Origin of the sequence: Niallia circulans (assembly GCF_007273535.1) — a bacterium.
In the GTDB taxonomy this organism is placed as follows: domain Bacteria; phylum Bacillota; class Bacilli; order Bacillales; family Cytobacillaceae; genus Niallia; species Niallia circulans_B.
The window spans coordinates 1,195,801-1,219,604 of the sequence record NZ_RIBP01000004.1; the positions used below are offsets into that span (position 1 = coordinate 1,195,801).

The window sequence follows — 23,804 nt, forward strand, 5'->3', positions numbered from 1 at the left end:
GAATAGAATATGTGGGAATTAATAGAACAAGCAATTACAAGCTTCATTGCATCCTTTGCCTTCGCAATGATTTTCCACACACCGCCAAAACTGCTAGTGAAATGCGGATTTATCGGGATGCTCGGCTGGGTAGCCTATTGGGGCTCTGTCTCTTTGCACATTGATGAGGTGCCAGCAACAATCATTGGTGCTTTTTTAGTGGCCGTACTTAGTCAAGTGTTCGCACGGCGGTATAAAACACCTGTCATCATTTTTTCGGTCGCAGGAATTATTCCTCTTGTACCAGGAGGGATGGCGTATGATGCAATGAGAAAATTTGTGGAAAACGACTATTACTACGCTGTCAGCCTTGCTGCCAAAGCCTTTTTAATATCGGGATCTATTGCAATAGGATTAATGTTCTCTGAAGTAATCAATCAGTTAATGTATAAACGAAAAACTAGAAAAAGCAATGGAAGCATCTAAAAAGTGCTTCCATTGCTTTTTTTAGTTATGTAACAGGTTGTTCCTATAAAGTAACAAGTTCCATTCGATGTGACTAAGTACTAAATGCACAAGATGTATTTACTATGTATTGCAAGCGTTGTAACTTATAAATGTAAAGCAAAAGGGAACGGTGCTATTTCCCTTCATCCCTGTCAATTAAGGAGGATTGCATATAGTCAAAGGTTTCTTTTCCTAACCGTTCAATCAGAAACATGACTGGTATTTGAGTCGTTAAATTGACATTTCCTAAATATTCCGTCGTTATATAATAGGCAAGGTTATAATCAGACATTTTGGCCAGCGAGCTGTCAGAATGATTCGTCAAGCTTACGATGATGCTTCCGTCCTGCTTAAGGCGGTCAAGCTTTTCCATTGTTGACTTCGATTCGCCTGACACAGACAGCACGATCGTGACACTGTCGGTTATATAGTGGCTATAAATTGGGAAATATGGGTCTTTAATATGAAGAGAAAATTTCTTAAGCCCAGAGAAGAATCTTGCGCCATATTCTGCAATTACACCTGAAGTGCCTGCACCGATAAAAATGACGATTTTCGCTTTTGCGACTACTTCGGCAATTTCTCTAATTTTAGTTTCATAGTTTGCTGATAGTGTTCTTTCAACAAAGTCGGAGACCGTTGTATATGTATTGTTTAAACGGTAGGTTTCTTCTTCTGCAAGATAATTTTTCAGGTGCACCTTGAATTCGGTGAAGCCATCGAAGCCAAGTTTTTTGCAAAAACGCAGTATGGTTGTTGTGGAGACATGAGTTTCAGTTGCGAGTTCCCGTATTCTCATATAGGTTACTTCACGGGAATTTTTCATGATGTAATTGTAAAGCTCGTATTCAAGATCAGAAAAAGTTTGAATCTGCTCATTTGTAAACATATTAACACATCCATTAAAAAGATTTACTCCAACTTAGATAATCTTATTATAACAAATTTAGAATTTGAAAAGGGTTGCACACCCAAAAATAAGAAAAAGGGGCGTTCGTAGATGAGCAATGGAATTAAGATTGTAACGATTGGCGGAGGATCAAGCTACACACCAGAACTTGTGGAAGGGTTTATTAAAAGATATGACTCCCTGCCAATACGTGAGCTTTGGCTTGTAGATATTCCAGAAGGACAAGAGAAGCTGGAGATTGTCGGTAACTTGGCGAAGCGTATGGTTAAAAAAGCAGGCTTGCCAATTGAAGTTCATTTAACACTTGACCGTAGAGAGGCATTAAAAGATGCAGACTTCGTAACAACTCAATTCCGAGTTGGTTTATTGGCTGCAAGAGCAAAGGATGAAAGAATTCCTTTGAAATATAATGTAATCGGACAAGAGACAAATGGGCCTGGCGGTCTTTTCAAAGGCTTGCGCACAATCCCTGTTATTCTTGATATTGTTAAAGACATGGAAGAGCTATGTCCAAATGCTTGGCTCATCAACTTTACAAACCCTGCAGGAATGGTGACAGAAGCAGTGCTTCGCCACAGCAACTGGAGAAGAATTGTTGGTTTGTGCAATGTTCCGATTTCAATCCAAATGAGTGTAGCTAAGCTTTTGGAAGTTGAACCTGAGCGTGTACATGTTGATTTTGCAGGGCTTAACCACATGGTATATGGACTTCATGTATATCTTGACGGTAAAGATGTTACAAAAGAAGTGCTTGATGAAATGACATCCGGCAAGCATGCAAGTGCGACTATGCGTAATATTGCTGCAATTGACTGGGATCCAGACTTCATTAAGGCACTTGGGGCTATTCCATGCGGATACCACCGTTACTACTACAAGCAGGCACAAATGCTTGAGCATGAGCACGAGGAAGCAGCAGAACAAGGTACACGTGCAGAGGTTGTGCAAAAGCTGGAAAAAGAGCTGTTTGAACTTTACAAGGATGAAAACCTTGATATTAAACCGCCACAGCTTGAAAAGCGCGGAGGAGCCTACTACAGTGATGCAGCCTGCAGTCTAATTGACTCTATGTACAATGACAAGCGTGACATCCAGCCTGTTAATACAATCAATAATGGTGCAATTGCCAGCATTCCAGATGAATCAGCAGTTGAGATCAGCAGTGTCATCACAAAAGACGGTCCTAAACCGATCTCTATCGGCGACCTTCCTGTACCTGTCAGAGGCTTGGTACAACAAATCAAGTCCTTTGAGAGAGTAGCAGCAGAAGCAGCTGTGACAGGCGATTATGATAAAGCATTGCTTGCTTTGACAATCAACCCGCTGCTGCCGTCAGATAAAGTAGCAAAAGAAATCTTAAATGAAATGCTTGAAGCACATAAAGAGCATTTACCACAGTTCTTTAAAGAAAATAAAGTACTATCTTAATAAATTGATAGCCAAAAAAGAGGAGTGTCCTAGAAGACGCTCCTCTTTTTTTTAGAAAAAAACAAAAACGAACTATTTTACTATATGAGTATGTTGGGAAAAGAGAAGGTATGTCCTATTTACTATTTTACATATAGGAAAATAAATGCATTTATGGATGTTCGTTGCCTTTATCCTTTATTTGGATATTGAATTATGGTAATTATTATATAGATGTTTGTTTTTTATTAGCTACATAGTAATAAAGAATGATAGCTAAAATTATTTTTAAAGGAGAGAGGAAAAATGGCAGGAATCATTCGAGTAACTCCTGAAGAGCTTATTAGCATGTCAAATCGTTATGCAAGCGAGGGTAGTCAAGTTGGTGAACAAGTCACTCGTTTAGATCAAATGATCCAAGAATTAGAAAGCATGTGGGAAGGTCAATCAAGCCAAGCGTTCAGTGAGCAATATCAATCACTTCGCCCTTCATTCCTTAAAATGCAGCAATTGCTTGAGGATATTTCCTCACAATTGAATAGCACAGCAAAAGCACTAGAAGATGCTGATGCACAAATTGCTAATCAAATTCGCGGCTAAGTGACTGAACTTAATATCGTTAGAGCTTAGAGCTTCTTCATGAGGTATTCATGATGGGTAACGAAATAATGGCGGATGTAGCTTTGAAAAAAGCCGTGTGTATATTAATAAACAAACTAAACCCTTGGAGGAGCGCTTGTATTCAAAGCGCTCCTTTATATTTTGAGGTGGAAAAATATGTATATAGAAGTAACAGTCGATTTACATAAGTACGATAAAGAAACAATCGACTTGCGTCTATCAGACTTCTACACAATAAAAAAATTGATTGACTTATCATGGCAGGTTTCACATATAGACAGCATCCCGAGATCAGGATATTGGGTGCGCGTTAAAAATAAACAAAAGGTATTCCCGGGAAATAGACGGTTGGCAGATGTGGGAATAACGTCTGGAGATATTATTGAAATTTTATGAGGGTGGTATAGAAAATGCCGCAAAATGAACGTACATACTTAGAAAAAAAATTAGATGCGATGATAAAAAAGGATCAAAATCGCATATCATTCATCTTTCAAATCGAAAAGATAAAGATGGATGAGGCAGGGGAAGTTTTCATATTAAAGGATCTGGATAAACAGCTCCATAAGGAAATAGATGTTAAAGAGGATGCTCTTTCGATAAGTATAGATATTCCAAATACCTATCAATATGGCACATCTATTCAAAGGCTGCCGAAACGGGACAGGCTGAAAGTAATATATCAATTGATTCATAAAGTGAAAGATCACCGTGTTTCAAGGCTGCATCTTTTTATTAGCCCAGAGAACATTGTTGTGGACCAAGGGATGACCCCTTATTTCCTTCATTACGGAGTTAAAGAGAGCCTGCCTCCATATGAAAAAAAGGAGGAGCAGCTTTGGCATGAGCTTAAAGCACTTGCTGCTTCCTGGGTAGATATCTCCCACTCGTTTGAGGAATATCTCCAATATGAAAAAACACTGGAATTGAGTGAAGATAGCAAAAAGGTGTTGGATGCTCCGTCATTCGCCTCCCTGTTACAAATTATGGATGAGTTTATTAGGAAGGATAAGGAATCTTCCTCTCACTATGTAGAAGTGACAAAAAAGAAATGGAAATGGTTCCGAAACAGCCTAATTGCTGTGAGTATTCTGCTTGTGCCAGCCATTATTTATTCCTTTTATTCTATCTTTTTTCTGCAGCCAAAGCAGTCCAGAATCATCACGGCACAAGAACAATACCTTTCTAGTTCCTACAGTGATGTGATTAGTACGCTCCAGCCTTATGAAATTGACCAATTGCCAAAGGTTGCAAAGTTTGAACTGGCTCTGTCTTATATCTCCAATGAAAACCTGACAGATGAACAAAAGCAATTTGTCCGCAATACAGTTACACTGCAATCTGATTCTAAGTACCTGGATTATTGGATTCAAATTGGAAGAGGACAAGGAGAGGAGGCGCTTAAGACTGCTAGATTCCTCGAGGAGACAGATTTGATTGTCTTTGCTCTTATTAATTATCGGGAAAGTATATCTGCTGATGAATCAATGGACAGTGAAGAACGCCAGCAAAAAATGGATGAAATCGACCGGGAGATTAAAGAATATCAGCAAGAGGAAGATAGCGAATCATAATCGTTTATTTACTGGCAGCGAATAAAAAGGGGATTACAAGATGTACACATTATTTGTATTTCACGACGATACATACGAAAAAGCCTATTTATATAAAAATGGCTCAATAACAATCGGCACAGCAGTAGAAGATGGGATCACTATACCTATAGCAGGTTGGGAAGGCCAATTGACAGTAGCAGTTGATAAGAATGGAGTTGTCGCCTATCAACATGATAAAGAATCGGGCATGCTTCAAGAAAGGAAAAAGCACATTGTCAAGATAGGGTCTGCCATTATCGAGCTGGTTTTGATAAGAGAAATTCCTAACACAACGTTTTATATAGGGAAAAGGAAAGAAATTTACTTTGCAGCACAACAAGAAGAGCGAAAGAATAACTCGGATTTTTGGTTGCTAGAGGAGCAAGATGAGTTGGCAGCTGGCTTTTTAATAGATGTACATGAAGGATGCTCTGTAAAGAAAGGAGAGTCCCGATTATTTCTTAATGGCCATTTGCTTAATGCAGATAGTAGACTGACGCTTGGAGATATACTCTTTTGGAATGGGATGGAAATCACGCTTTTAGAGGAAGATCTTCTAGCCATTGCAACTGTTAAAGAGTATGGTACACAGCTGGAGGAAATGAAGCCACATCAATCAGAAATGCAAAAACGCTATCCTCTGTATAGAAGGACACCGCGGATGGTTTATGAACTACCAAAAGAAAAGGTTCAACTAACCTTTCCAGGACAGGAGGCGCAGCACACGAAAAGGCCTTTATGGATAATAATCCTTCCGCCCTTAATGATGCTTATTGTTATGGGAATTGTTGCGATATTTATTCCAAGAGGAATATTTATTGTCGTTTCGCTTGTTATGTTTGCGACAACCTTATTCACATCCATCTTTCAGTATTTCAAAGATAAAGCAAACCGCAAAGAGTGGGAGCTCAGAAGGCGCCGCATTTATACAAACTATTTAAATGAGAAACGAGAAGAGCTTCACTTGCTCGCAGAAAAGCAACGTGAAGTACTTGATTATCATTTTCCAGAGTTTGAGCGGATGAAATATATGGTTGCCGAAGTTTCAGACAGAATTTGGGAACGGACATTAACGAGCCAGGATTTTTTACAGTTCCGTATCGGTACAGGAAAGGTGCCGGCAAGCTACAAAATCGACGTGAGCTCACAAGATATGTCTAACAGGGAAATGGATGAATTAATGGAAGCGTCAAAGCAACTTGAGAAGACCTATCAGGAGCTTGAGCCTTTGCCTGTCACTGTTGATCTTTCAAAAGGTGCGATTGGGTTAATAGGAAAAGAAGCCGTCTTAAAAAGAGAGCTTCACCAGCTGGTTGGTCAACTTGCGTTCTTCCACAGCTATCATGATGTCCGCTTTATCTTTATTTTCGATGAGAAGGAATACAGCACATGGGAGTGGATGAAACGCCTGCCCCATTTTCAGCTTCCAAATTCACATGCAAAGGGCATGATTTATAACGAAAGCACGAGGGATCAGCTTCTTAGCTCCATTTACGAAATGATTCGGGAGAGAGAGTTGGAGGAGGATAAGGAAAAGCTTCTGTTCTCACCGCACTATATTTTCATTATTGCCAACCAGCAGCTCATTTCTGAGCATGTCATCCTAGAATACTTGGAGGGTGAGCACAGGCATCTTGGTATATCTGTCATTTTTGCATCAGAAGCGAAGGAAAGCTTTTCCGATAATATTCATACACTTGTCCGATACATTAACCCTTCTCAAGGAGATATTTTAATGCAGGACAAAAAGGCTGCTGAAATTCCTTTCACGCTTGATGTTCATAAGTATGAGAACAATGAATGTTTCGCTAGAATGCTAAGGACACTAAATCATCAGGTTGGTGTTACCAATTCGATTCCCGAGAGCGTCTCTTTTATGGAAATGCTTCAACAAAAGGATGTTAAGGATATACCTATCCAAGCAAACTGGGAGAACAATCAGTCAGCTAAATCCCTTGCTGTTCCAATTGGCCTGAAAGGAAAAACAGATGTAGTTCGGTTAAATCTACATGAAAAAGCCCACGGGCCTCACGGGTTATTAGCAGGGACAACAGGGTCAGGGAAAAGTGAATTTTTGCAGACATATATTCTATCCCTTGCAGTCCACTTCCATCCGCATGAGGTTGCCTTCCTGCTCATTGACTATAAAGGCGGAGGAATGGCCCAGCCGTTCAAAAATATGCCCCATCTGCTAGGGACTATTACGAATATTGAAGGAAGTAAAAACTTCAGCCAGCGTGCATTGGCTTCCATTAAGAGTGAGCTTAAGCGGCGCCAGCGTCTTTTTGATCAATACGAGGTAAATCATATTAATGATTACACCCGCCTTTATAAACAAAATAAGAGTACAGAACCATTGCCGCATCTGTTCCTGATTTCAGATGAGTTTGCTGAATTGAAAAGTGAACAGCCTGACTTCATCCAAGAGTTAGTCAGTGCCGCGAGAATTGGACGAAGCCTCGGTGTCCACCTCATCTTGGCAACGCAAAAGCCTGGTGGCATAATTGACGCTCAAATCTGGAGTAATGCCCGCTTCCGTATTGCGTTGAAGGTTCAGAATGCAGAGGACAGCAGAGAGATTCTCAAAAATGCAGATGCTGCTGGCATAACGGTTACAGGAAGAGGTTATTTGCAGGTTGGCAATAATGAGGTGTACGAACTATTCCAATCTGCTTGGAGCGGAGCAGCCTATGAAGATGAAGCTTCTCTTAATGAGGACGAAGTTGCTCTTGTTACTGATCTCGGACTTGTACCTTTATCAGAGCTTTCCTTACAAGAAACAACGGGGAAAGAGTCCATAACAGAGATGGAAGCAATTGTGGAGGAAATTGAAGCGGTCCATCAAAAGCTTGGGCTGCAAAAAATTGCAAGTCCTTGGCTTCCGCCATTATCTCCGCGTATATATAAACCAGATATACCAAATGAAAGAGAAGACAAAAAGGTCTTGCTTGCAATAGTCGATGAGCCTGAAAAACAAAGCCAGTCTCCATATACGTATGAATGGGTGGAGGATGGCAATATTGGAGTCTTTGGCTCATCAGGTTACGGTAAAACCCAAACAATGATTACATTGTTAATGGGTATCGCTACAGAGGCAAGCCCAGAGCAAGCACATTTCTATTTACTTGATTTCGGAAATGGAGGCTTAATGCCATTAAGGCAGCTTCCACATACAGCAGATTATTTCCTTATGGATGAACAGCGTAAGACAAATAAATTTGTTGCCATCATTAAGAGTGAAATGGCAAAACGAAAGAGACTGTTCCAGCAAATGGAGGTAAGCTCAATCAAGATGTATAACAATCTTGCCGAGGAGACCTTGCCATTATGGTTTATCGTCATTGATAACTACGATGTCGTAAAAGATGAAATGCATGATTTTGAGGCGCAGATGAACCAGTTTGCAAGGGATGGCCAATCACTGGGCATTTATATGATTTTCAGTGCAACGAGGGTCAATTCCATTAGACAAACGCTAATGAACAATCTTAGAACAAAAATTGTTCATTACTTAATGGATAACACAGAGGCATACGCAATCCTTGGCAGGGTACCATTTGAGCCAGAGCCTATCCCAGGTAGAGCAATCATTAAAAAAGATGCTGCCTTCTTCTCGCAAATATTGCTGCCGAATATTGGCCTCGATGACTATGAACAATTGCGATTGCTGAAAGCAGAAATTGACGCACTAAAACAGAAGTATAATGACTTTGCTAAGCCAAAAGCAGTACCGATGCTGCCAACTGAATTGAATAATAAGCAATTCTACCGGTATGTGCGGGACCAAAAGCAAGGCTTTATTCCAATTGGCTTGGAGGAGGAGCTTGTCGAGCCTGTCAGCATCAACTTTGCTAAAATGAATCACTGTTTAATTCTTGGCCAGGCCCAAAAGGGAAAAACAAACGCTATGCAGCTTATCTTAAGCGAGGCTACACGCCAGCCTATGGAAAAGTTAGCAATCTTTGATTCTATTGATAGAAGTCTTTCTCATGTTGTAGATAGGAATAACGTCAGCTTTATTGATAATAAGGAAAGTATTTCTGCTTGGCTTGAAAATGCGGAGAGCATGTTAAAGCAGAGAGAATCAGATTACGAGGAGGCGGTACGCAGCGGCAGAATACCAGAAATTCAGCCGTTCATCTATATGTTTATTGATGGATACAGCAGATTTCTGCAGCAAGTCGATAACCGCATCCAAGAAAATATCGTCCGCCTTATGAAAAATTACAGTCATCTTGGTTTCCATATTGTTGTTTCTGGAACAAATAATGAGCTGACTAAGGGCTATGATCCGTTGACGCTTGAGCTGAAACAGGTTCGCCAGGCACTTGTCCTTATGAAGAAGTCAGAGCAGACACTGTTCACACTTACCTATGAAAGACAGGAACAGGAAGTGCAGCCAGGGTTTGGTTACTATGTGGAAAATGGCAGAGAAAAGAGAATCCAAATTCCGTTGATGTTAGTGGAAAGGAAGGTGAGCCTATAGTGAAGGGCTTTCCTATATGGAAGATAATTATTGCGCTAGTCTTCATTATCGGTGCTCCATTGCTGTTCTTTAAGGCAATTGGAGAGAATCCGTTAAAGGAGAAGGAAAATGCAACAAAGTCAATTGCAATCGTAAATGAAGATGTTGGCTTAGAAGGGGAAGAAGAAATTCATTTAGGTGAAAGTGCTGCAAGCATATTAGCGAAGGATTCTTCTTATAATTGGAGTGTTGTCGCAAGAAGTGCCGGAGAAAGCGGGCTGCGCAGCAATAAGTATGATGCGGTCATTTATATTCCATCTGACTTTTCCAAAAAAGTGATGGATTATGAGAGTACTAATCCAAGCAAGGTAACCTTCGACTATAAATTACAATCACAATTAAATGCTGTTAATACAGAGAAAGTGAAGCTGGAGGTAGAAAAAGCAACAAAGCGGACAAATCAGCGGCTTTCCTCTCTTTATTGGAGCTATGTTGCAACAGACATGAATTCAGTGAAAAAGGAATTTGACCAGATTTTGCAAAAGGAGGTTGATTTCCAAGGGACCATGCTTGCCTTCTATAAGCCGAGCTCAAAGGATTTGGCAGATCAAATTAAAGAACAGCAAGCGATGCTCGAGAATATTAAAACCTCCTTCGGCCAAGTTGCTGACCAAGGAACAGATCAGGAGGCTTCGGCTGACTCCTTTTCAGAGGACTTAACTGGCTTTGTTGATAATATGCAAGAATATGAACAATACCAGCAGGAGCAGCAGAAGCTTTTTGCAAGCATTCAAGAGGATGCCGTAACAAATATAAGCACAGCAACGGAGAATCAGAAATCACCTTATCTGCAGACACAAAGCTTGTTAAATGAAAATGAACAAACAGTACTACAGCAAATGACCGACTTAAACAGCCAGCTGCAGACAAATGAACGTCTGCTTCTGCAAACAAAGCAGGAGCGGGTTGATACTGCCGAAAATCAACTGCTATCTTACAACCAGTATCAAAGCAATCTCTTAGATTACTATCAGCAACTAGTTGATACGAAGTCTCTAAACTCCTTGCAAGGTAAGCTTATAGCTGCTAAGCAAGGCTTGTCAGAAGGAGATGAAGTACTGCTGCCAGAAGATCCACCAGAGAATCCGGAAGTGCCTGCTGAAATGTCTGAGGAAGAAGGTGTGGATAATCCAGGAACAGGAGAGGAAGGTTCAGATAGTGAGAAGCCGGTTGGTGGTGACGGCAACGAAGTGCTTGCGGCTGTAAGCGAACAAGCAGGAGCTAGCGAATCCCAGCAATCTGGCGAGGGGCAGGAACAGCAGTCTGGAAACTCTAATGCAGAAGCTGATGAGCACAAGGAATTAGAGGGAATACAAGCTGCTTTACAAGATCTTGAAGGCAAGCTGGCAGGGATGGCAGGAAGCACTTCTAGTGAAGAAATAGCTCAAGCTGTTGAACAGCTGAAGGCTATTAATGAACGTGTATTTAAAGTGAACGAAAGCTTGAAAGCAAGTGGAGATAACCAGCAAGGTTATGTTAAAGGACTGCTTGCTCAAATTGAAGATTTAACAAGTCAGCTCGACAATAATACAACAAGCCTGTCAGAGTTGGAAATGAAAAATGAAGACTTGAATAAACAGCTTGATGAACTGACGAAGCAAAAAGAAAGATTAATAGATTATACAGAGGATTTAACAGCAGTCAATAATGAGCTGAGGGAGCAGCTGTCCCAATATGCTAATAATATGACAGCAATATTGGATGTAATTGAAGAAAAGGAACAGTCTATTTTAGCCTCCAACGCCCTTTCAGCAGACCGAAAGCAGGAGCTGGAGAATTGGTTTGATAAGGATATTGCAACAGGTAAGGTAGTAGATCTTCTTTACTATTATGCATATCTAAATGAGTATGAAGGTACATTATCGAGCATGCTTGGCCAAAATCCAGCAAAAGAGGAAGTTATGGCAAATGACAAGTTTCTTCAGCAAATCCAAGCGATTTTCCAAGTGAGTGATGAGGAAAACAACTATTGGAATCAAATCGAAGAGGAAACGCCGACAATGCGTGACGGATTATCGGCTTTAAACGACAGATTCACAGTGTTTATGGCAGATTACAAAAAATCAGTGGAGGATAATCAAGGTAAGCTCTTAGAAAGCTTTACTTCAATAGAAGCTGATGCGAATCAATTGCTCGAACAAATCCAGCAGCCATCGCAAAATGAAGCTGGTAACTTAAGTGCAGAGGCAAGCGGCGCCGGTGTTGCCACGAGTTATAAGCTTATTCAAGAGCAAATGAATTCCTTCCATAATGGTCTTGAGGATGCAAGTGAGAGCCAAGAGACAATTATTGAATACACAAATGGCCTGCATCAAGAAGTATCTGCTGTCCAGACAGATGCAGATGTGTTGAACAATAAATGGTCAACAAATGTTAAATCAACAGAGCTAATAAGAGATGACGTCTTTTCCGTGCTTGGCAATGCCTTTGTTGACGACCAATCCAATGGCGTTGTTTATGACTTCCTTTCAAGTCCGCTGCAGCTTACTGCAGGAACTTCTGAAAAGGCTGAAACAAATACGGTTCCGCCAGTGGTTGTATTGTTTATCGTTTTATTAAGCAGCTTGTTGATAGGCTATACAACTTATTATTTCAGCAGCCTGCCATATTGGGTGCGTGCAGCATTGTTCTTCATTGTGAATACGCTCGTCGGCTTTATCATCAGCCTATACGGCTTGAAAATATATCAGCTGGCAGAGCAGGCAACAATGGAATGGACTGTGTTCACTATTTTGCTTCTAATGGTCAGCTCAGGCCTAATTACAGCTGCGTTTTCACTGCATCGCCTTGTCGGCTTATTTGTGACAGCAGGTGTAATTGCCCTGTACGTTACACCATTGCTAGCGTTAGGCACACCTAACTTTAAATTTGCAGATCCGATGAGCAATGTTTATATTTCCATCCAGTACAGCACGGAATCTTTATTTGCCCCGGCTGCTATCGTTTTAGTGTTTACATTGCTTCTTCTTGTAATTCTGCAAGTGCTGATTGAGCGCTATAAAGGTACTAGCAGCATGGAGCATGAGGTGGGAGCAAATGAGACGATGTAAATGGATTATGTATCTAGCAGTTTGCTTTATGGGAATAACTGTTTATTTCTCTCATGGAAATATAAAATGCGCATATGCAGAAACAAAATCTAATATTGATGAATTGGAACCAAATGAATATGAAGGGAAATCAACAGACAAGAATACTGATTTGCTCGATGAAGATGGTTCTTCAACGAGCAAGTCTGAAATTCCTGAAGAACAGAAGCAGCTGACATTTGAAGGTGAAAAGACCTTTTCTGCTGCTGATGTTAAAGACAAACTTTTCCAAAAGGCGGCAACAAATAAAATTGAACAGAATGCAGAACAGCTTGGCTTATTTACAGGGGATGATGAGACTGGGCAAATAGGGAAAACAGAAGACATACAGTCTGATGCCAATTCCTCATTATCTTTATTTCTAGGCATTCTTATTGCTGTTTGTATTGTTCTTCTAGGCATCATTTTAACTGTGTTCTATCGGACTGCCAAACAAGGGGAAAGGGTGCGTGATAATTAATGAGTCTTTCAAGTATGCTCGCAAGCCTAAAAGGTGATGTAGACGGCAAAATAGACGATATTGAGCGTAAAATACAAAGATTAAAATCAGCCAAACAAAAAGTGGAAAATGAACAGGATACAATGCTTGATGAAATTAGGCAGCTAAAAATCCCTGATTTAAACAATAATTGGGTTGGTCAAAGAGCAGATGAGTTTAACGGGAAGCGAGACGATGTGTATCTGGCAATGAGCTATATTGGCAACTTAGAATATGCACAATATCAAAGCTCAATCCAAGGCAAGATCAATCTCCTGCAAATAGAAAAAACCAGCCTTCATGGCATTGGCGGCCTTGTTGGCGAAGCATCAAGACTATTTGAGCTTGGCGAGGATATGTATGACGATGTCACAAATAAGATATCTGAAATTAAAAGGATGTTGTGATTATGGCTACAATTAAGTTAAACCATGCAAATGCAATCAGCAAATTGAGCACTGCAGAACAGGCGGTGCACAACCTTGTCATGAGCAAAGCACCGACAGGCAAATTGAAGGACAACAAGCTCGATTTCACATCTGAATGGAAAGAAAGAGAAGAACGAATTGAGAGCTTAATAGAAGAATATAAAAAGATTGTTTTAAAGAATATAGCAGATACAAAGGACAATATTGATGCATTAAAGGAACAGGATGAAGCGATAACTAGGTAAAGGGGGAGGTTCTAGATGGTGAATGCTTACGCGATACAATGAAAGCAAGAGCAAGCATTCTCCGTTAAGCCTTACGTGATATCGTCGACTTAAGCTGGTTTGAAGGTAGGGAATTTTATTAATAGTTTTTCAAGCATAATTTCACTAGAAGTTATGCTTTTTTCATTTGGGGTAGTAATTAGTAAAGCAAATATAAACGATCTTGGCAGCCCGGCGGCCATAATAGTTGCTGCTCCTCTTAGGTCCGTGACTTTGCGTCTTTTACTTTCGTAAAATTTGCCTTTTGACAAGATATTCATATATGTTAGTTTTCTTCTTCAGAGAAGCTGTTCTGTTGTTGTTTATCGTAGATGGAAATGGCTTCTTTTAATAGGTGAATGTCTTTTTCGATTACCTTTTTGATAAGGTAATCAGGGCATCTGTTGTGATCATCTAATAAGCGCGCAAGCTCCCTTTTTACTAGCTGCAAACAAGACCACTTCCTTAATTTGGAGTTGCATGAATTCATTATGACTTATTATGACCATCTTGAAAAGTATTCATTCGTATTTTGGTGAAAATAGTAAAATTAGTGTTCGTTGTTTCGTACTGTATAAACATCATTCCATTCAGGAAATCTAATAAAATCGATAAACTTTAATAGAAGGAGTCTGTGATGATGAAAATATTGGATTGTGTAATCATCGGCGGAGGAATCGCCGGCCTGCAGGCAGCTATCCAGCTCGGCAGGTATAAACATCATGTATTGGTTATAGATTCGGAAGTAGGCAGGTCTATTCTTTGCAAGAGCTATCATAACATACTTGGCTATCCAGACGGGATAAGCGGTACTGAACTACGCCAAAAAGGGAAGCAGCAGGCAGAAAGCCTTGGCGTTGAGTTTCTATCTACAACTGCAACTAATGTAGAAAATGAGGATGGTTATTTTATGATTGCTACAGAAGCAGGAAAATATAAAGCGAAGAGATTGCTGCTTGCAACGGGTATTATTGACAATATCCCGCCATTTGCCGAGCTATATCCTTGTTTAGGTATCAGTGTGTATTTATGTCCAGATTGTGATGGGTATGAGGTCAAGAATAAAAGGACCATTGTTATCGGCAATGGAAAAGTTGGGGCAAATATGGCGTTAACCTTGACGTATTGGACGAAGGAGCTTATTTATGTTAACCACGGCGGAGAAGCAATCGATGAGGAACTTCAGAAGAAGCTTGCTGAACAAAACATCCCTGTTATCGATAAGAAAATCAACAAAGTGGAAGCAGATGGGTCAAGCTTGAAGGGCTTCACTTTAGATGATGGGGAGTTTTTGGAAGGGGAGCATGGGTTTATTGCGTTTGGGGGCAATATCGTCAAATCAGAGCTTGCCAAACAGCTCGGTGTTGAGATATTAGAGAATAACCATATTCCTGTTAACGGCAGAACGAAAATGACAAGTGTAGAAAATGTGTGGGCGGCAGGTGATATTGTTGCCCATTCAGAGCAAGTGACAATTGCCATGGGCGACGGCTCACAGGCTGCCATATGGATTCATAAATCGTTGTTAAACTAATGAAGAAACCCTCCTGATGTAGAGATGTGACTCTACATCAGGAGGGTTTCTTATTAAAGGGTTGCTCTGTAAACGCGGTATCCAATAATATTTCCATAAGTATAAAGAATGTGAGCATGCTCAGTCAGTTTATTTTCCATCTCTAAATTCCTTGTAACATGAACATCCATTTCTTCTTCTTCGCCTTCAATGTTTGCAAACATATGGGAATAGACGGTGTGTGACAGCTTGATTTCCACATTCGTAAAGCCAGCAGCAGCTAAGTTTTGCACCCATTCTCCTTCAGAATATACCTTCTCTATTCCATAAACTGATCTCATATTATTTTGTTCTAATGGTGTTAGCTCTCTTTCAGAAGTCATTTCCAAGGCAAGTACGACACCGTTAGGCTTCAGGACACGCTTAAGCTCGTTTAAGGAATGGCGAATATCTGTAAAAATAAGCACAGATTCTACAAGGATGATGTCAAAGCTTCCATCAGGAAAAGGCAGTTTCTCAATACTACCTTGCACTAGATTAATGGGCAGATTTTCTCTGTGAAAACGGTTTGCGGCCCTTTTTACCATTGTTGGATGGAGGTCAATGCTTGTGACTGAACAAGGGTAATGCTTTTTAATAAAAGCTGAGGTTTGCCCTGTCCCGCATCCAGCATCTAACAGGCTTGTTGCTGATGTGATTTTTTCCTGCTGCAGCAAGTATCTAGTTAAGGAAAGCCCGCCAGGATGGGCTCCATTAACTCCGTAATAAGCAAGTGCATCTTGATAAGATGGTTTCATCTTTATTCCTCCAATAGTCAGGAATCGCATTCGCTCCCTTTGATTAAGGCAGCTTTCCAATACTATATGGCATATCGGCAAATTGGTTCTGATTATTGCACCAAAGGTCTATAAGGTTACGTTATAATGAGAAAAAGAGTGAAGAGTCAGACAGGAGCTGAAATGCAATGGCAAAAGGAAAAACGAATGCAATGCGCATTCTCGACGGTCTCCACATCTCCTATACCACCCATTCCTATGAAAATAAGGATGGAAAAATTGACGGCATTTCTGTAGCTGAAAAAATAGGTGTCGACAAAAGGCAGGTATTTAAAACACTTGTATTACAAGATGGGGGAAAGGAGCCGTATGTATTCATTATCCCAGTCCAAGATGAGCTTGATTTGAAAAAGGCGGCAAAAGCAGTGCAAGCAAAAAAAGTCGAGATGGCGCCTGTTAAGGATATCCAAAAGCTAACAGGTTATATAAGAGGTGGCTGCTCACCGATCGGCATGAAGAAAAAATATCAAACAATTCTTGATGACAGTGCAGAGGGGTTGCCATCTATTGTTGTGAGCGGCGGTAAGATTGGCTTACAGATGGAACTGGAAGTAAGTGACCTTATTCAAGCAACAGACGCAGCAATAGAGAATGTTCTTTCATAAAAAGCACAACTTTTCCTTCTGGGCATAGCATATGGAAAGATAAATGCCCAGAAGGAGTGCAAAATCCATGTATCCAGAATATCCGTATTATAATCACAAGCAAGAAACTAAGAATACGCCAATTGCTTTTCCGCCACAGCATCAGAATAGAATGCCAGGCTTTGAATATGAAATGAATCCACGGCCAATTTCCGAGAATCCTAACTATAAAGGCAGCGGCAAGCTAAAGGGAAAAGTAGCGATAATAACTGGCGGGGACAGCGGTATTGGCAGGGCAGCGGCATATGCCTTCGTAAAGGAAGGTGCAAAGGTCGTTATTGTTTACTTAAATGAACACAGAGATGCCCAAGAAACAGAGCAGAGAATCAGCCAGCTTGGTGGAGAGAGCCTGTTCATCGCGGCAGATCTCAGAGTCGAGGAAAATGCTGCAGTTGTCGCACAGCAAGCAATCCAGCGCTTTGGAAAAATTGATATATTAGTCAATAATCACGCTGTCCAATTTGTACAAAAAAGCATTCTTGATATAACGAAGGAACAATTAACCAATACCTTTGAAACAAATATATTCTCATTTTTTTACTTAATAAAAGCAGTTCTGCCTCATTTAAAGGAAGGAAGCTCGATCATTAATACGACCTCTGTTACGGCATATGAGGGGAATAAGGATTTAATCGATTATTCGGCAACAAAGGGAGCTATTCTTACATTGACGAGATCATTGTCGATGTCATTGGCAAAAAAGAAAATCAGAGTGAATGCCATTGCGCCAGGACCGATTTGGACACCGCTAATTCCAGCCAGCTTTTCTGAAAAGAATGTTATGACATTCGGGACAGATACGCCATGGAAAAGGGCAGGCCAGCCTTTTGAGCTCGCACCTGCTTATGTTTATTTAGCGTCAGATGACTCTGGCTACACTACAGGTGAAGTAATTCATATAAATGGCGGTCAGATGATAACGACATAATATTAGCAGCAAAAAAAGATGAGGAGGTTTATGCCTCATCTTTTTTTAATAGAAAATCTGGATGATCCAGTTCATAAAACTGTCTATAACGTTCGTTTCCAAGCAGCTCTTGATGTGTACCTCTCATTACAATGTCGCCTACTTCCATAAATATGATTTCGTCCATCTGTTCCACCCCAACTAAGTGGTGGGTAATCCAGATGATTGATTTTCCTGTTAAGGAGGCAAAAATGGTCTGAAGCAGCTCCTTTTCTGTCCGTGGGTCCAAGCTTGCATTTGGTTCATCTAAGATGACAACAGGTGTGTCTTTTAAGAGAATTCTAGCTAAAGCAACACGCTGTCTTTCACCACCAGAAAAGCGCTGGCCTGTTTCCTGCATAAAGGTATCAAGTCCTTCTGGCAGTTTGTTCACTAAGTCTTGCAGCTGTGCTAGTTTAATTGCCTCATTCAACTCAGTTTCCCCAGCACTATCTGAGCCTAACAGCAAATTATTTCTTAGTGTTGTATCGAATAGATGGGGACTTTGATTTAACACAGAAATAATGGCTGAAGTATCCACCTGAAGAAGACCAGCATCTTTCCCGTTGTAGGTTACCTTTCCATCCTTTGTGGCAATAACCCCCTGGATAAGCTTTAGCAATGTTGATTTTCCTGCACCACTTCTGCCAATTACAGCAATTCTTTTTCCTTGAGGGATATCTATATTAACTTTTTGGACAGAGGGGGTATGCTCTTTCTCATAGGTATAAGAGACATTTTCCAGTTTAATATGGATAGAGTTTTCCTTTGGCATCAATTTGTGCGGAGTAGCTTTATTTTCAGAGCCTTCCAACCCCTTTAGCCTATTTAATGAATCTTGATATCCTGGTATTCTCTCAAACGCTTCGGAAACAACTAGAAAGGCGTCCAGTATTGGCAGTGCAACTAAAACAATGGCAGCAATCATCGCAACAGGTATATGTCCCTTTGCATATTGTTCTGCCGCCCAAAATAGCAATGAGGTAATTACTAATGCTGAAACTGCCTGCTGGGCAAAATTGCGCCATCTTGAAAAGCTGGTCAGTTTGTTGTTTACATCTGCTGCTAAGGCTTCATCTCTTTCATAGGAAGAGATAAAGCTGTTTGAACGGCCGCTGATAACCCAGTCTGTTATACCTAGAATACTGTCCGTCAGCTTTTGGTAAAGGCCGTTTCTGCGCTGTTTATATTCTGTTTGATTTTTCTTCATTAACAGCAGGGAGAAAACTGGAAATGCAATAAGTAACAGCGCTAAATAAAATGCCATAAGTATGGCAAAAGGGATATCAAGGATACCGATAGCACAAATTGTCATGATATATAAAACACATGCAGCTATTGTCGGGAAAATCGTCCTTAAATAAATATACTGAAGCTGTTCGATATCCTCGGCAAGAATGCCAAGCATATCACCCATTTTGAAGCGGCTCTTAATGAAAAGTGCCTGTGGCTCCAAGATTCCATATAGCTTTATACGCATTTTCGATAGTATTCTTAAAACAGCATCATGGCCTGCGAGTCTTTCTAAATAGCTGAACACAGCACGGCTGATTCCAAATGCTCTTACACCTACAATTGGAATGTACACCATAAGAATGTTTTCAATCGGCATGGCAGACCTGCTGATTAAATAGCCTGAAGTAAAGGTGAGCATCGCTCCTGTGCCCAGTGCTAATATGCTTAATAGGAGAATGAGGATAATTCGTCCAGCATTCTCTTTCATAAATGGCAATATCCATTTGTCTTCTCTCATGATTAGCAGCTCCTTTATTGAATCAGCAGCCTGTAATAGCAGCCTTTTGCCGCTACAAGCTCTTCGTGTGTGCCGGTTTCAACTATTTTTCCGTTATCCAGTACTAGGATTTGATCCATATTCTTCATCCAGTGAAGGCGATGTGTTGCAAGGAAAACAAGTCTATTCTCAAACAATGGCAGCATCGTCTCTTTTAACTCAAATTCTGTTTCAATATCTAAGTGTGACGTTGGTTCGTCCAACAGCATCACTTTTCGGTCTGTCAGAAAGGCTCTAGCCAAGGCAATTCGCTGTTCTTGTCCGCCGCTAAGTGTTCTGCCGCCATCACCAAGCATTTCATCAAGGCCGTTCGGAAGGGATAGATATACTGTTTCCAAGCCTGTTGCTCTCAATGCAGCCTCAATTTCATCATCCTCTGCTCCAGGCTGGTAAAAGGCAATATTCTCTCTGAGTGTCATGCTAAATATATATGGAGATTGTGGTATATAGACTGTTTTTTGTCGCCATTCCTCAGTCATAAGACTTGGTATTTCCTTGTTGTTTATAAGAATCTCACCTTCTGTATTACTCGTAAAGCCGCTGAGTAAATCAATTAGGGTTGATTTCCCTGCGCCGCTTTCGCCGACAATACCGACCTTTTTACAGCCTGAAATTTGAAAGGATAGACTCTCGAGAGTGAGATTTTCCGCAGTACTGTGACGATATCCTACTTGATTAAAGGTAATATTCGAAATGTCTTGCATAGCTGATACAGTAGTATTTGACATGCTATTGCTTTCTTCGCGAAGGATTGCCAAAATGGATTCGCCTGCTTCTTTTCCGTTTAAAGTGGCATGATAGTCTGCGCCGACCATCCTTACTGGAAGAAAATATTCTGGTGCCATAATTAAAATCATTAATGCAGGCAGCAGCAGCAAGTCACCGCCAATAAGGCGTACACCTAAATTAACTGCTACAGAAGCAACAGATAATGACGTGAAAAAGTCCAGTGAAAAGGAGGATAAAAAGGCGACACGAAGTGTTTTCATCGTGGCAGTCCGATATTGCTCACTTACTTTTTCAATATTGTCACTGTGTTTTTTACTTTTTCCTAGAAATTTAAGTGTTTCCAATCCTCGCAATGAATCAAGGAAGTGATTGGAAAGAATTCGGTAAGTAGCAAGCTGCTTGTTCATTTGTCCCTTTGCGGCCAATCCGACGAGAATGAGGAAACCAATTAGTATCGGCATGGTGATTGTCAGGATGATGCCTGCAATCCAATCCAACCAATATACATAAAGCAATATCATTGGAGGAATGACGGAAGTTCCAACCATCCTCGGAAGAATAAGCTCAACATACGCTTTGTATTGGGAAATTCCTTCTAAAACAAGTGTCGATATGTTCCCGCTGCCTTGTTTCTTTGTATATTTCGGTCCAAGCTCAAACAGTTTTTTTGTTAGGCGAGATCTAAGTTCTTTGCTTGTTTTTTCGGCAAAACGGGCAGAGATGCTTTGCTGGAATAATTGAAGGAGGTGGCGTGCCAGAAATGCCAACAAGAACAATATGATGGTCTCATATTGTTCTTGAATTCCTTCTCCATTGAATAGGGAGGTGATGGCCTCTGCAAGCCATTTAGCTTGCAGAATGATGGCGACACCTTGAAAAATTGTTGCGAAAGTTAGCAATACAAGAATCGGCTTGATTCCTTTTGACTTCATTAAGTTTTTGTCCATCAGTACTCCAGATGGGACTTTTCTGTAACGCGTTTACGGAATACAATATAGCTCCAGATTTGATACCCTAGCACAAAAGGCAGCAAGGTAAGTGCGACAATGGTCATCACCGTTAAGGAGTAATGCCCGGAGGCTGCATTGGAGACCGTTAAGCTGAATGAGCTGCTGATTGAGCTAATCATCAGTCTTGGGAATAAGCCGATAAAAATAGATATAAAGGAGAGGGCGATGACAGCACCTGTCATTCCGAATGCCCAACCATCCTTTTTCCTAGATATGAAATATCCGCTAAGGACAAAAGCAATTACTCCTATTCCGAACAAGAAGGACAGGATAGTGCCTTGTCTTTCAAAGATATCCGTTTTGATATATGTCATTACAGTAAATGCGGTTAATAATATGCCTAATGGCGGCAGCAATTTTTGGCCAAGATTGCGGGCGCGGTCCTGCAAATCGCCAACAGTCCGTATTGTTGTAAACATAAGCCCGTGCACTAGACAAAGCATAAGAACTGTAAGGCCGCCTGTTAATGTATAAACATTAACGATATCGAAAAAGCCTGCATTAAGCTCCATGTTTTTGTCAATCGGCAGTCCTTGTATGAAGCAAGCAAACACAACCCCAAACAAAAGGGGAGGAAGCAGACTTCCTAAAAAAATACAGATGTCCCAACTCTTTTTCCAGATAGGGTGACTGCTCTTTGCTCGGAACTCAAAACCTGTCGCACGAATAATCAAAGCAAGCAGTACGACGACAAGCGGTGTATAAAATCCGCTGAACAGTGTCGCGTACCAATGAGGAAAGGCAGCGAATAATGCTCCTCCTGCTGTTATCAGCCAAACCTCATTTGCGTCCCAGAATGGGCCGATTGTATTAATAAGAATGCGTCTTTCCATATCATTTCTAGCAATTAATTGTGTGGACATGCCCACACCGAAATCAAATCCTTCCAGAAAGAAGAATCCAATGAATAAGACAGCAACTAATATAAACCAAAGTACACCTAGATCAAACATGGAAACCCTCCTTTGCAAATGGGTCGTTGTTGATTTTTTGTTCTTCTGCATCCATTTTATACGGCCCCTTTTTGATTACCTTCACATAAAGGAAAATCATGATTACAGCCAGAATCGCATAGACAGTGCAGAACGTTATGATGGAAAATAAGACTTGACCGGCACTGACGCTTGGGCTAATACTGTCTGCTGTTTGCATAAGCCCAAAAACTGTCCAAGGCTGTCTTCCTATTTCTGTCATAATCCATCCTGAAGTATTGGCTATAAATGGCAAGGATATACCTGCCACCATAAAACGATAGAACCACTTATTTGGTTTAGTAACGAGTTTCTTTTTCCAAGCTAAGAAAACACCGTAAATACCAAGAACAAACATGGCAACACCAGCAGCAACCATGATGCGGAAGCTCCAAAATGTCGTTTTAACAGGCGGGATATAATTCCCTTCACCATATTTTTGCTCATATTCTGCTTGTAGCTCATTCATGCCTTTTACGCTGCCATCCAACGTATTATAGGAAAGAATACTGAGCAGATAAGGTATTTTAATTTCACCAGTATTTTCTTTTTTGTCGACATTAATAAAAGCAGAAACAGTCCAAGCTGCGGGATCATCACTATGCTCCCAAAGCCCTTCACTTGCGGCCATTTTCATTGGCTGTGTTTCCACAAGATATTGAGCCTGTGCATGACCTGCCACCATTGTTAAAAATGTTGAAATTAACGCAACTGTAATACCAATTTGGAACGATTTTTTAAAGAAAGAAACATCTTGTTTTTTCAATAATTTAATTGCACTTATCCCTGTAACAAGGAATGCTCCTGTTGCTAAAGCTCCGAGAACTGTGTGGGGAATTTCAACAAGTGCCTGCCCATTTGTCAGCAGTGCTAAAAAGTCATTCATTTCCGCTCTGCCGTTGTTGATTTCATAACCGACAGGATGCTGCATAAAGCTGTTTGCAACAAGAATAAAGAAGGCAGACATGATTGTACCGAAAGATGTCAGCCAAATGCAGGCAAGGTGAACCTTTTTGGATAACCGATCCCAGCCGAAAATCCAGAGTCCAATAAAGGTGGATTCCAAAAAGAAGGCAAGCAATGCTTCAATCGCAAGAGGAGCACCGAAAACATCTCCTACAAAACGAGAGTAGTTTGACCAGTTCATGCCGAATTGGAATTCTTGCAGAATTCCTGTAACAATTCCGATGACAAAGTTAATAAGAAATAATTTCCCCCAAAATTTTGCCATTCTTTTATATTCTTCATTTCCGCTTCGAACGTACATTGTTTCCATAATAGCGATCATGAAAACTAAGCCGATAGAAATAGGCACGAAGAAGAAATGAAAGATGGTGGTGGAAGCAAACTGTAATCTTGATAGAAACACCATATCCATGTGTTTTCCTCCTTGTTTAAGATGATTTTGTGAAGATGTGAACATGATAATTAAAATTGCGACAAATATCGTTGACTAACCATGTGAAAAATAAATAAACTTGTCAGATTGATGACCAAATTGATGTAGTCATCCGTTAACGCTAGCCTTCTCAATAATGAATAAAAGCTGGTATAAACATGT

Annotated in this window: 20 protein-coding genes and 1 riboswitch; of the genes, 13 read left to right on the top strand and 7 right to left on the bottom strand. The window is 40.6% G+C overall.

Annotated elements, in window-relative coordinates:
- Window positions 1–9 precede the first annotated feature (9 nt).
- The gene (locus CEQ21_RS13910; RefSeq protein WP_144455071.1) at window positions 10–465 is read left to right on the top strand and encodes a threonine/serine exporter family protein; all 456 of its coding nucleotides are present in this window, start codon (window positions 10–12) and stop codon (window positions 463–465) included.
- 154 nt (window positions 466–619) lie between these two features.
- Here the strand turns inward: CEQ21_RS13910 and CEQ21_RS13915 are convergent, their stop codons facing one another.
- Window positions 620–1,375 carry a MurR/RpiR family transcriptional regulator gene (locus CEQ21_RS13915; RefSeq protein WP_185765030.1) on the bottom strand — a complete coding sequence of 252 codons (756 nt, stop codon included), beginning with the start codon at window positions 1,373–1,375 and terminating at the stop codon, window positions 620–622.
- 111 nt (window positions 1,376–1,486) lie between these two features.
- Between CEQ21_RS13915 and CEQ21_RS13920 the strand changes: the two genes are divergently transcribed.
- The 9 genes from CEQ21_RS13920 (at window position 1,487) to CEQ21_RS13960 (ending at window position 13,784) form a co-directional block, all read left to right on the top strand.
- The gene (locus CEQ21_RS13920) at window positions 1,487–2,824 is read left to right on the top strand and encodes a 6-phospho-beta-glucosidase (protein WP_185765031.1); all 1,338 of its coding nucleotides are present in this window, start codon (window positions 1,487–1,489) and stop codon (window positions 2,822–2,824) included.
- A gap of 285 nt (window positions 2,825–3,109) precedes the next feature.
- Window positions 3,110–3,403, top strand: a complete 294-nt coding sequence (locus tag CEQ21_RS13925) for a WXG100 family type VII secretion target (RefSeq protein ID WP_127738928.1) — start codon at window positions 3,110–3,112, stop codon at window positions 3,401–3,403.
- Window positions 3,404–3,580: 177 nt separating this feature from the next.
- The gene (locus tag CEQ21_RS13930; protein WP_185765032.1) at window positions 3,581–3,820 is read left to right on the top strand and encodes an ESX secretion system protein YukD; all 240 of its coding nucleotides are present in this window, start codon (window positions 3,581–3,583) and stop codon (window positions 3,818–3,820) included.
- A gap of 14 nt (window positions 3,821–3,834) precedes the next feature.
- Window positions 3,835–4,998, top strand: a complete 1,164-nt coding sequence (gene essB, locus CEQ21_RS13935; protein WP_185765033.1) for a type VII secretion protein EssB — start codon at window positions 3,835–3,837, stop codon at window positions 4,996–4,998.
- 40 nt (window positions 4,999–5,038) lie between these two features.
- Complete coding sequence (gene essC, locus CEQ21_RS13940; RefSeq protein ID WP_185765034.1) at window positions 5,039–9,505, top strand: type VII secretion protein EssC; 4,467 nt, start codon at window positions 5,039–5,041, stop codon at window positions 9,503–9,505.
- Window positions 9,505–12,594 (top strand): type VII secretion protein EsaA, encoded by a 3,090-nt coding sequence (gene esaA / locus CEQ21_RS13945; protein WP_185765035.1) that lies wholly within the window; start codon window positions 9,505–9,507, stop codon window positions 12,592–12,594. The genes essC and esaA overlap by 1 nt, the downstream gene beginning before the upstream one ends.
- Window positions 12,581–13,093, top strand: a complete 513-nt coding sequence (gene essA, locus CEQ21_RS13950; RefSeq protein ID WP_185765036.1) for a type VII secretion protein EssA — start codon at window positions 12,581–12,583, stop codon at window positions 13,091–13,093. The genes esaA and essA overlap by 14 nt, the downstream gene beginning before the upstream one ends.
- Window positions 13,093–13,518, top strand: coding sequence for a YwqH-like family protein (locus CEQ21_RS13955; protein WP_185765037.1), 426 nt, complete (start codon window positions 13,093–13,095; stop codon window positions 13,516–13,518). The genes essA and CEQ21_RS13955 overlap by 1 nt, the downstream gene beginning before the upstream one ends.
- A gap of 2 nt (window positions 13,519–13,520) precedes the next feature.
- On the top strand, window positions 13,521–13,784 hold the full coding sequence (locus CEQ21_RS13960; RefSeq protein WP_185765038.1) for a YwqI/YxiC family protein: 264 nt from the start codon (window positions 13,521–13,523) through the stop codon (window positions 13,782–13,784).
- A gap of 201 nt (window positions 13,785–13,985) precedes the next feature.
- Window positions 13,986–14,075, bottom strand: a riboswitch (cyclic di-GMP riboswitch).
- 13 nt (window positions 14,076–14,088) lie between these two features.
- On the opposite strand, the gene CEQ21_RS13965 is transcribed toward CEQ21_RS13960, so the two are convergent.
- Window positions 14,089–14,253, bottom strand: a complete 165-nt coding sequence (locus tag CEQ21_RS13965; RefSeq protein WP_235907255.1) for a hypothetical protein — start codon at window positions 14,251–14,253, stop codon at window positions 14,089–14,091.
- A gap of 186 nt (window positions 14,254–14,439) precedes the next feature.
- Between CEQ21_RS13965 and CEQ21_RS13970 the strand changes: the two genes are divergently transcribed.
- Entirely contained in the window at window positions 14,440–15,336 is an 897-nt protein-coding gene (locus CEQ21_RS13970; protein WP_185765040.1) for an NAD(P)/FAD-dependent oxidoreductase, read from the top strand.
- A gap of 53 nt (window positions 15,337–15,389) precedes the next feature.
- Here the strand turns inward: CEQ21_RS13970 and CEQ21_RS13975 are convergent, their stop codons facing one another.
- The gene (locus tag CEQ21_RS13975; RefSeq protein WP_185765041.1) at window positions 15,390–16,112 is read right to left on the bottom strand and encodes a class I SAM-dependent methyltransferase; all 723 of its coding nucleotides are present in this window, start codon (window positions 16,110–16,112) and stop codon (window positions 15,390–15,392) included.
- Window positions 16,113–16,279: 167 nt separating this feature from the next.
- On the opposite strand from CEQ21_RS13975, the gene ybaK reads away from it, so the two are divergent.
- A complete protein-coding gene (ybaK, locus tag CEQ21_RS13980) occupies window positions 16,280–16,756 on the top strand; it encodes a Cys-tRNA(Pro) deacylase (protein ID WP_185765042.1) in 477 nt (158 codons plus the stop codon).
- 67 nt (window positions 16,757–16,823) lie between these two features.
- Window positions 16,824–17,723: an SDR family oxidoreductase gene (locus CEQ21_RS13985; RefSeq protein WP_185765043.1), complete on the top strand. Its 900-nt coding sequence runs from the start codon at window positions 16,824–16,826 to the stop codon at window positions 17,721–17,723.
- 28 nt (window positions 17,724–17,751) lie between these two features.
- Here CEQ21_RS13985 and cydC read toward each other — a convergent pair whose 3' ends face one another.
- From cydC to CEQ21_RS14005, 4 genes are read right to left on the bottom strand one after another with little or no spacing between them, the layout of a single operon-like run.
- Window positions 17,752–19,494: a thiol reductant ABC exporter subunit CydC gene (gene cydC, locus CEQ21_RS13990; protein WP_185765044.1), complete on the bottom strand. Its 1,743-nt coding sequence runs from the start codon at window positions 19,492–19,494 to the stop codon at window positions 17,752–17,754.
- Between the two features lie 14 nt (window positions 19,495–19,508).
- Window positions 19,509–21,209: a thiol reductant ABC exporter subunit CydD gene (gene cydD / locus CEQ21_RS13995; protein WP_185765045.1), complete on the bottom strand. Its 1,701-nt coding sequence runs from the start codon at window positions 21,207–21,209 to the stop codon at window positions 19,509–19,511.
- Complete coding sequence (gene cydB / locus CEQ21_RS14000) at window positions 21,209–22,225, bottom strand: cytochrome d ubiquinol oxidase subunit II (protein ID WP_185765046.1); 1,017 nt, start codon at window positions 22,223–22,225, stop codon at window positions 21,209–21,211. The genes cydD and cydB overlap by 1 nt, the downstream gene beginning before the upstream one ends.
- Window positions 22,218–23,621 (bottom strand): cytochrome ubiquinol oxidase subunit I, encoded by a 1,404-nt coding sequence (locus tag CEQ21_RS14005; protein ID WP_185765047.1) that lies wholly within the window; start codon window positions 23,619–23,621, stop codon window positions 22,218–22,220. The genes cydB and CEQ21_RS14005 overlap by 8 nt, the downstream gene beginning before the upstream one ends.
- Window positions 23,622–23,804: the final 183 nt, after the last annotated feature.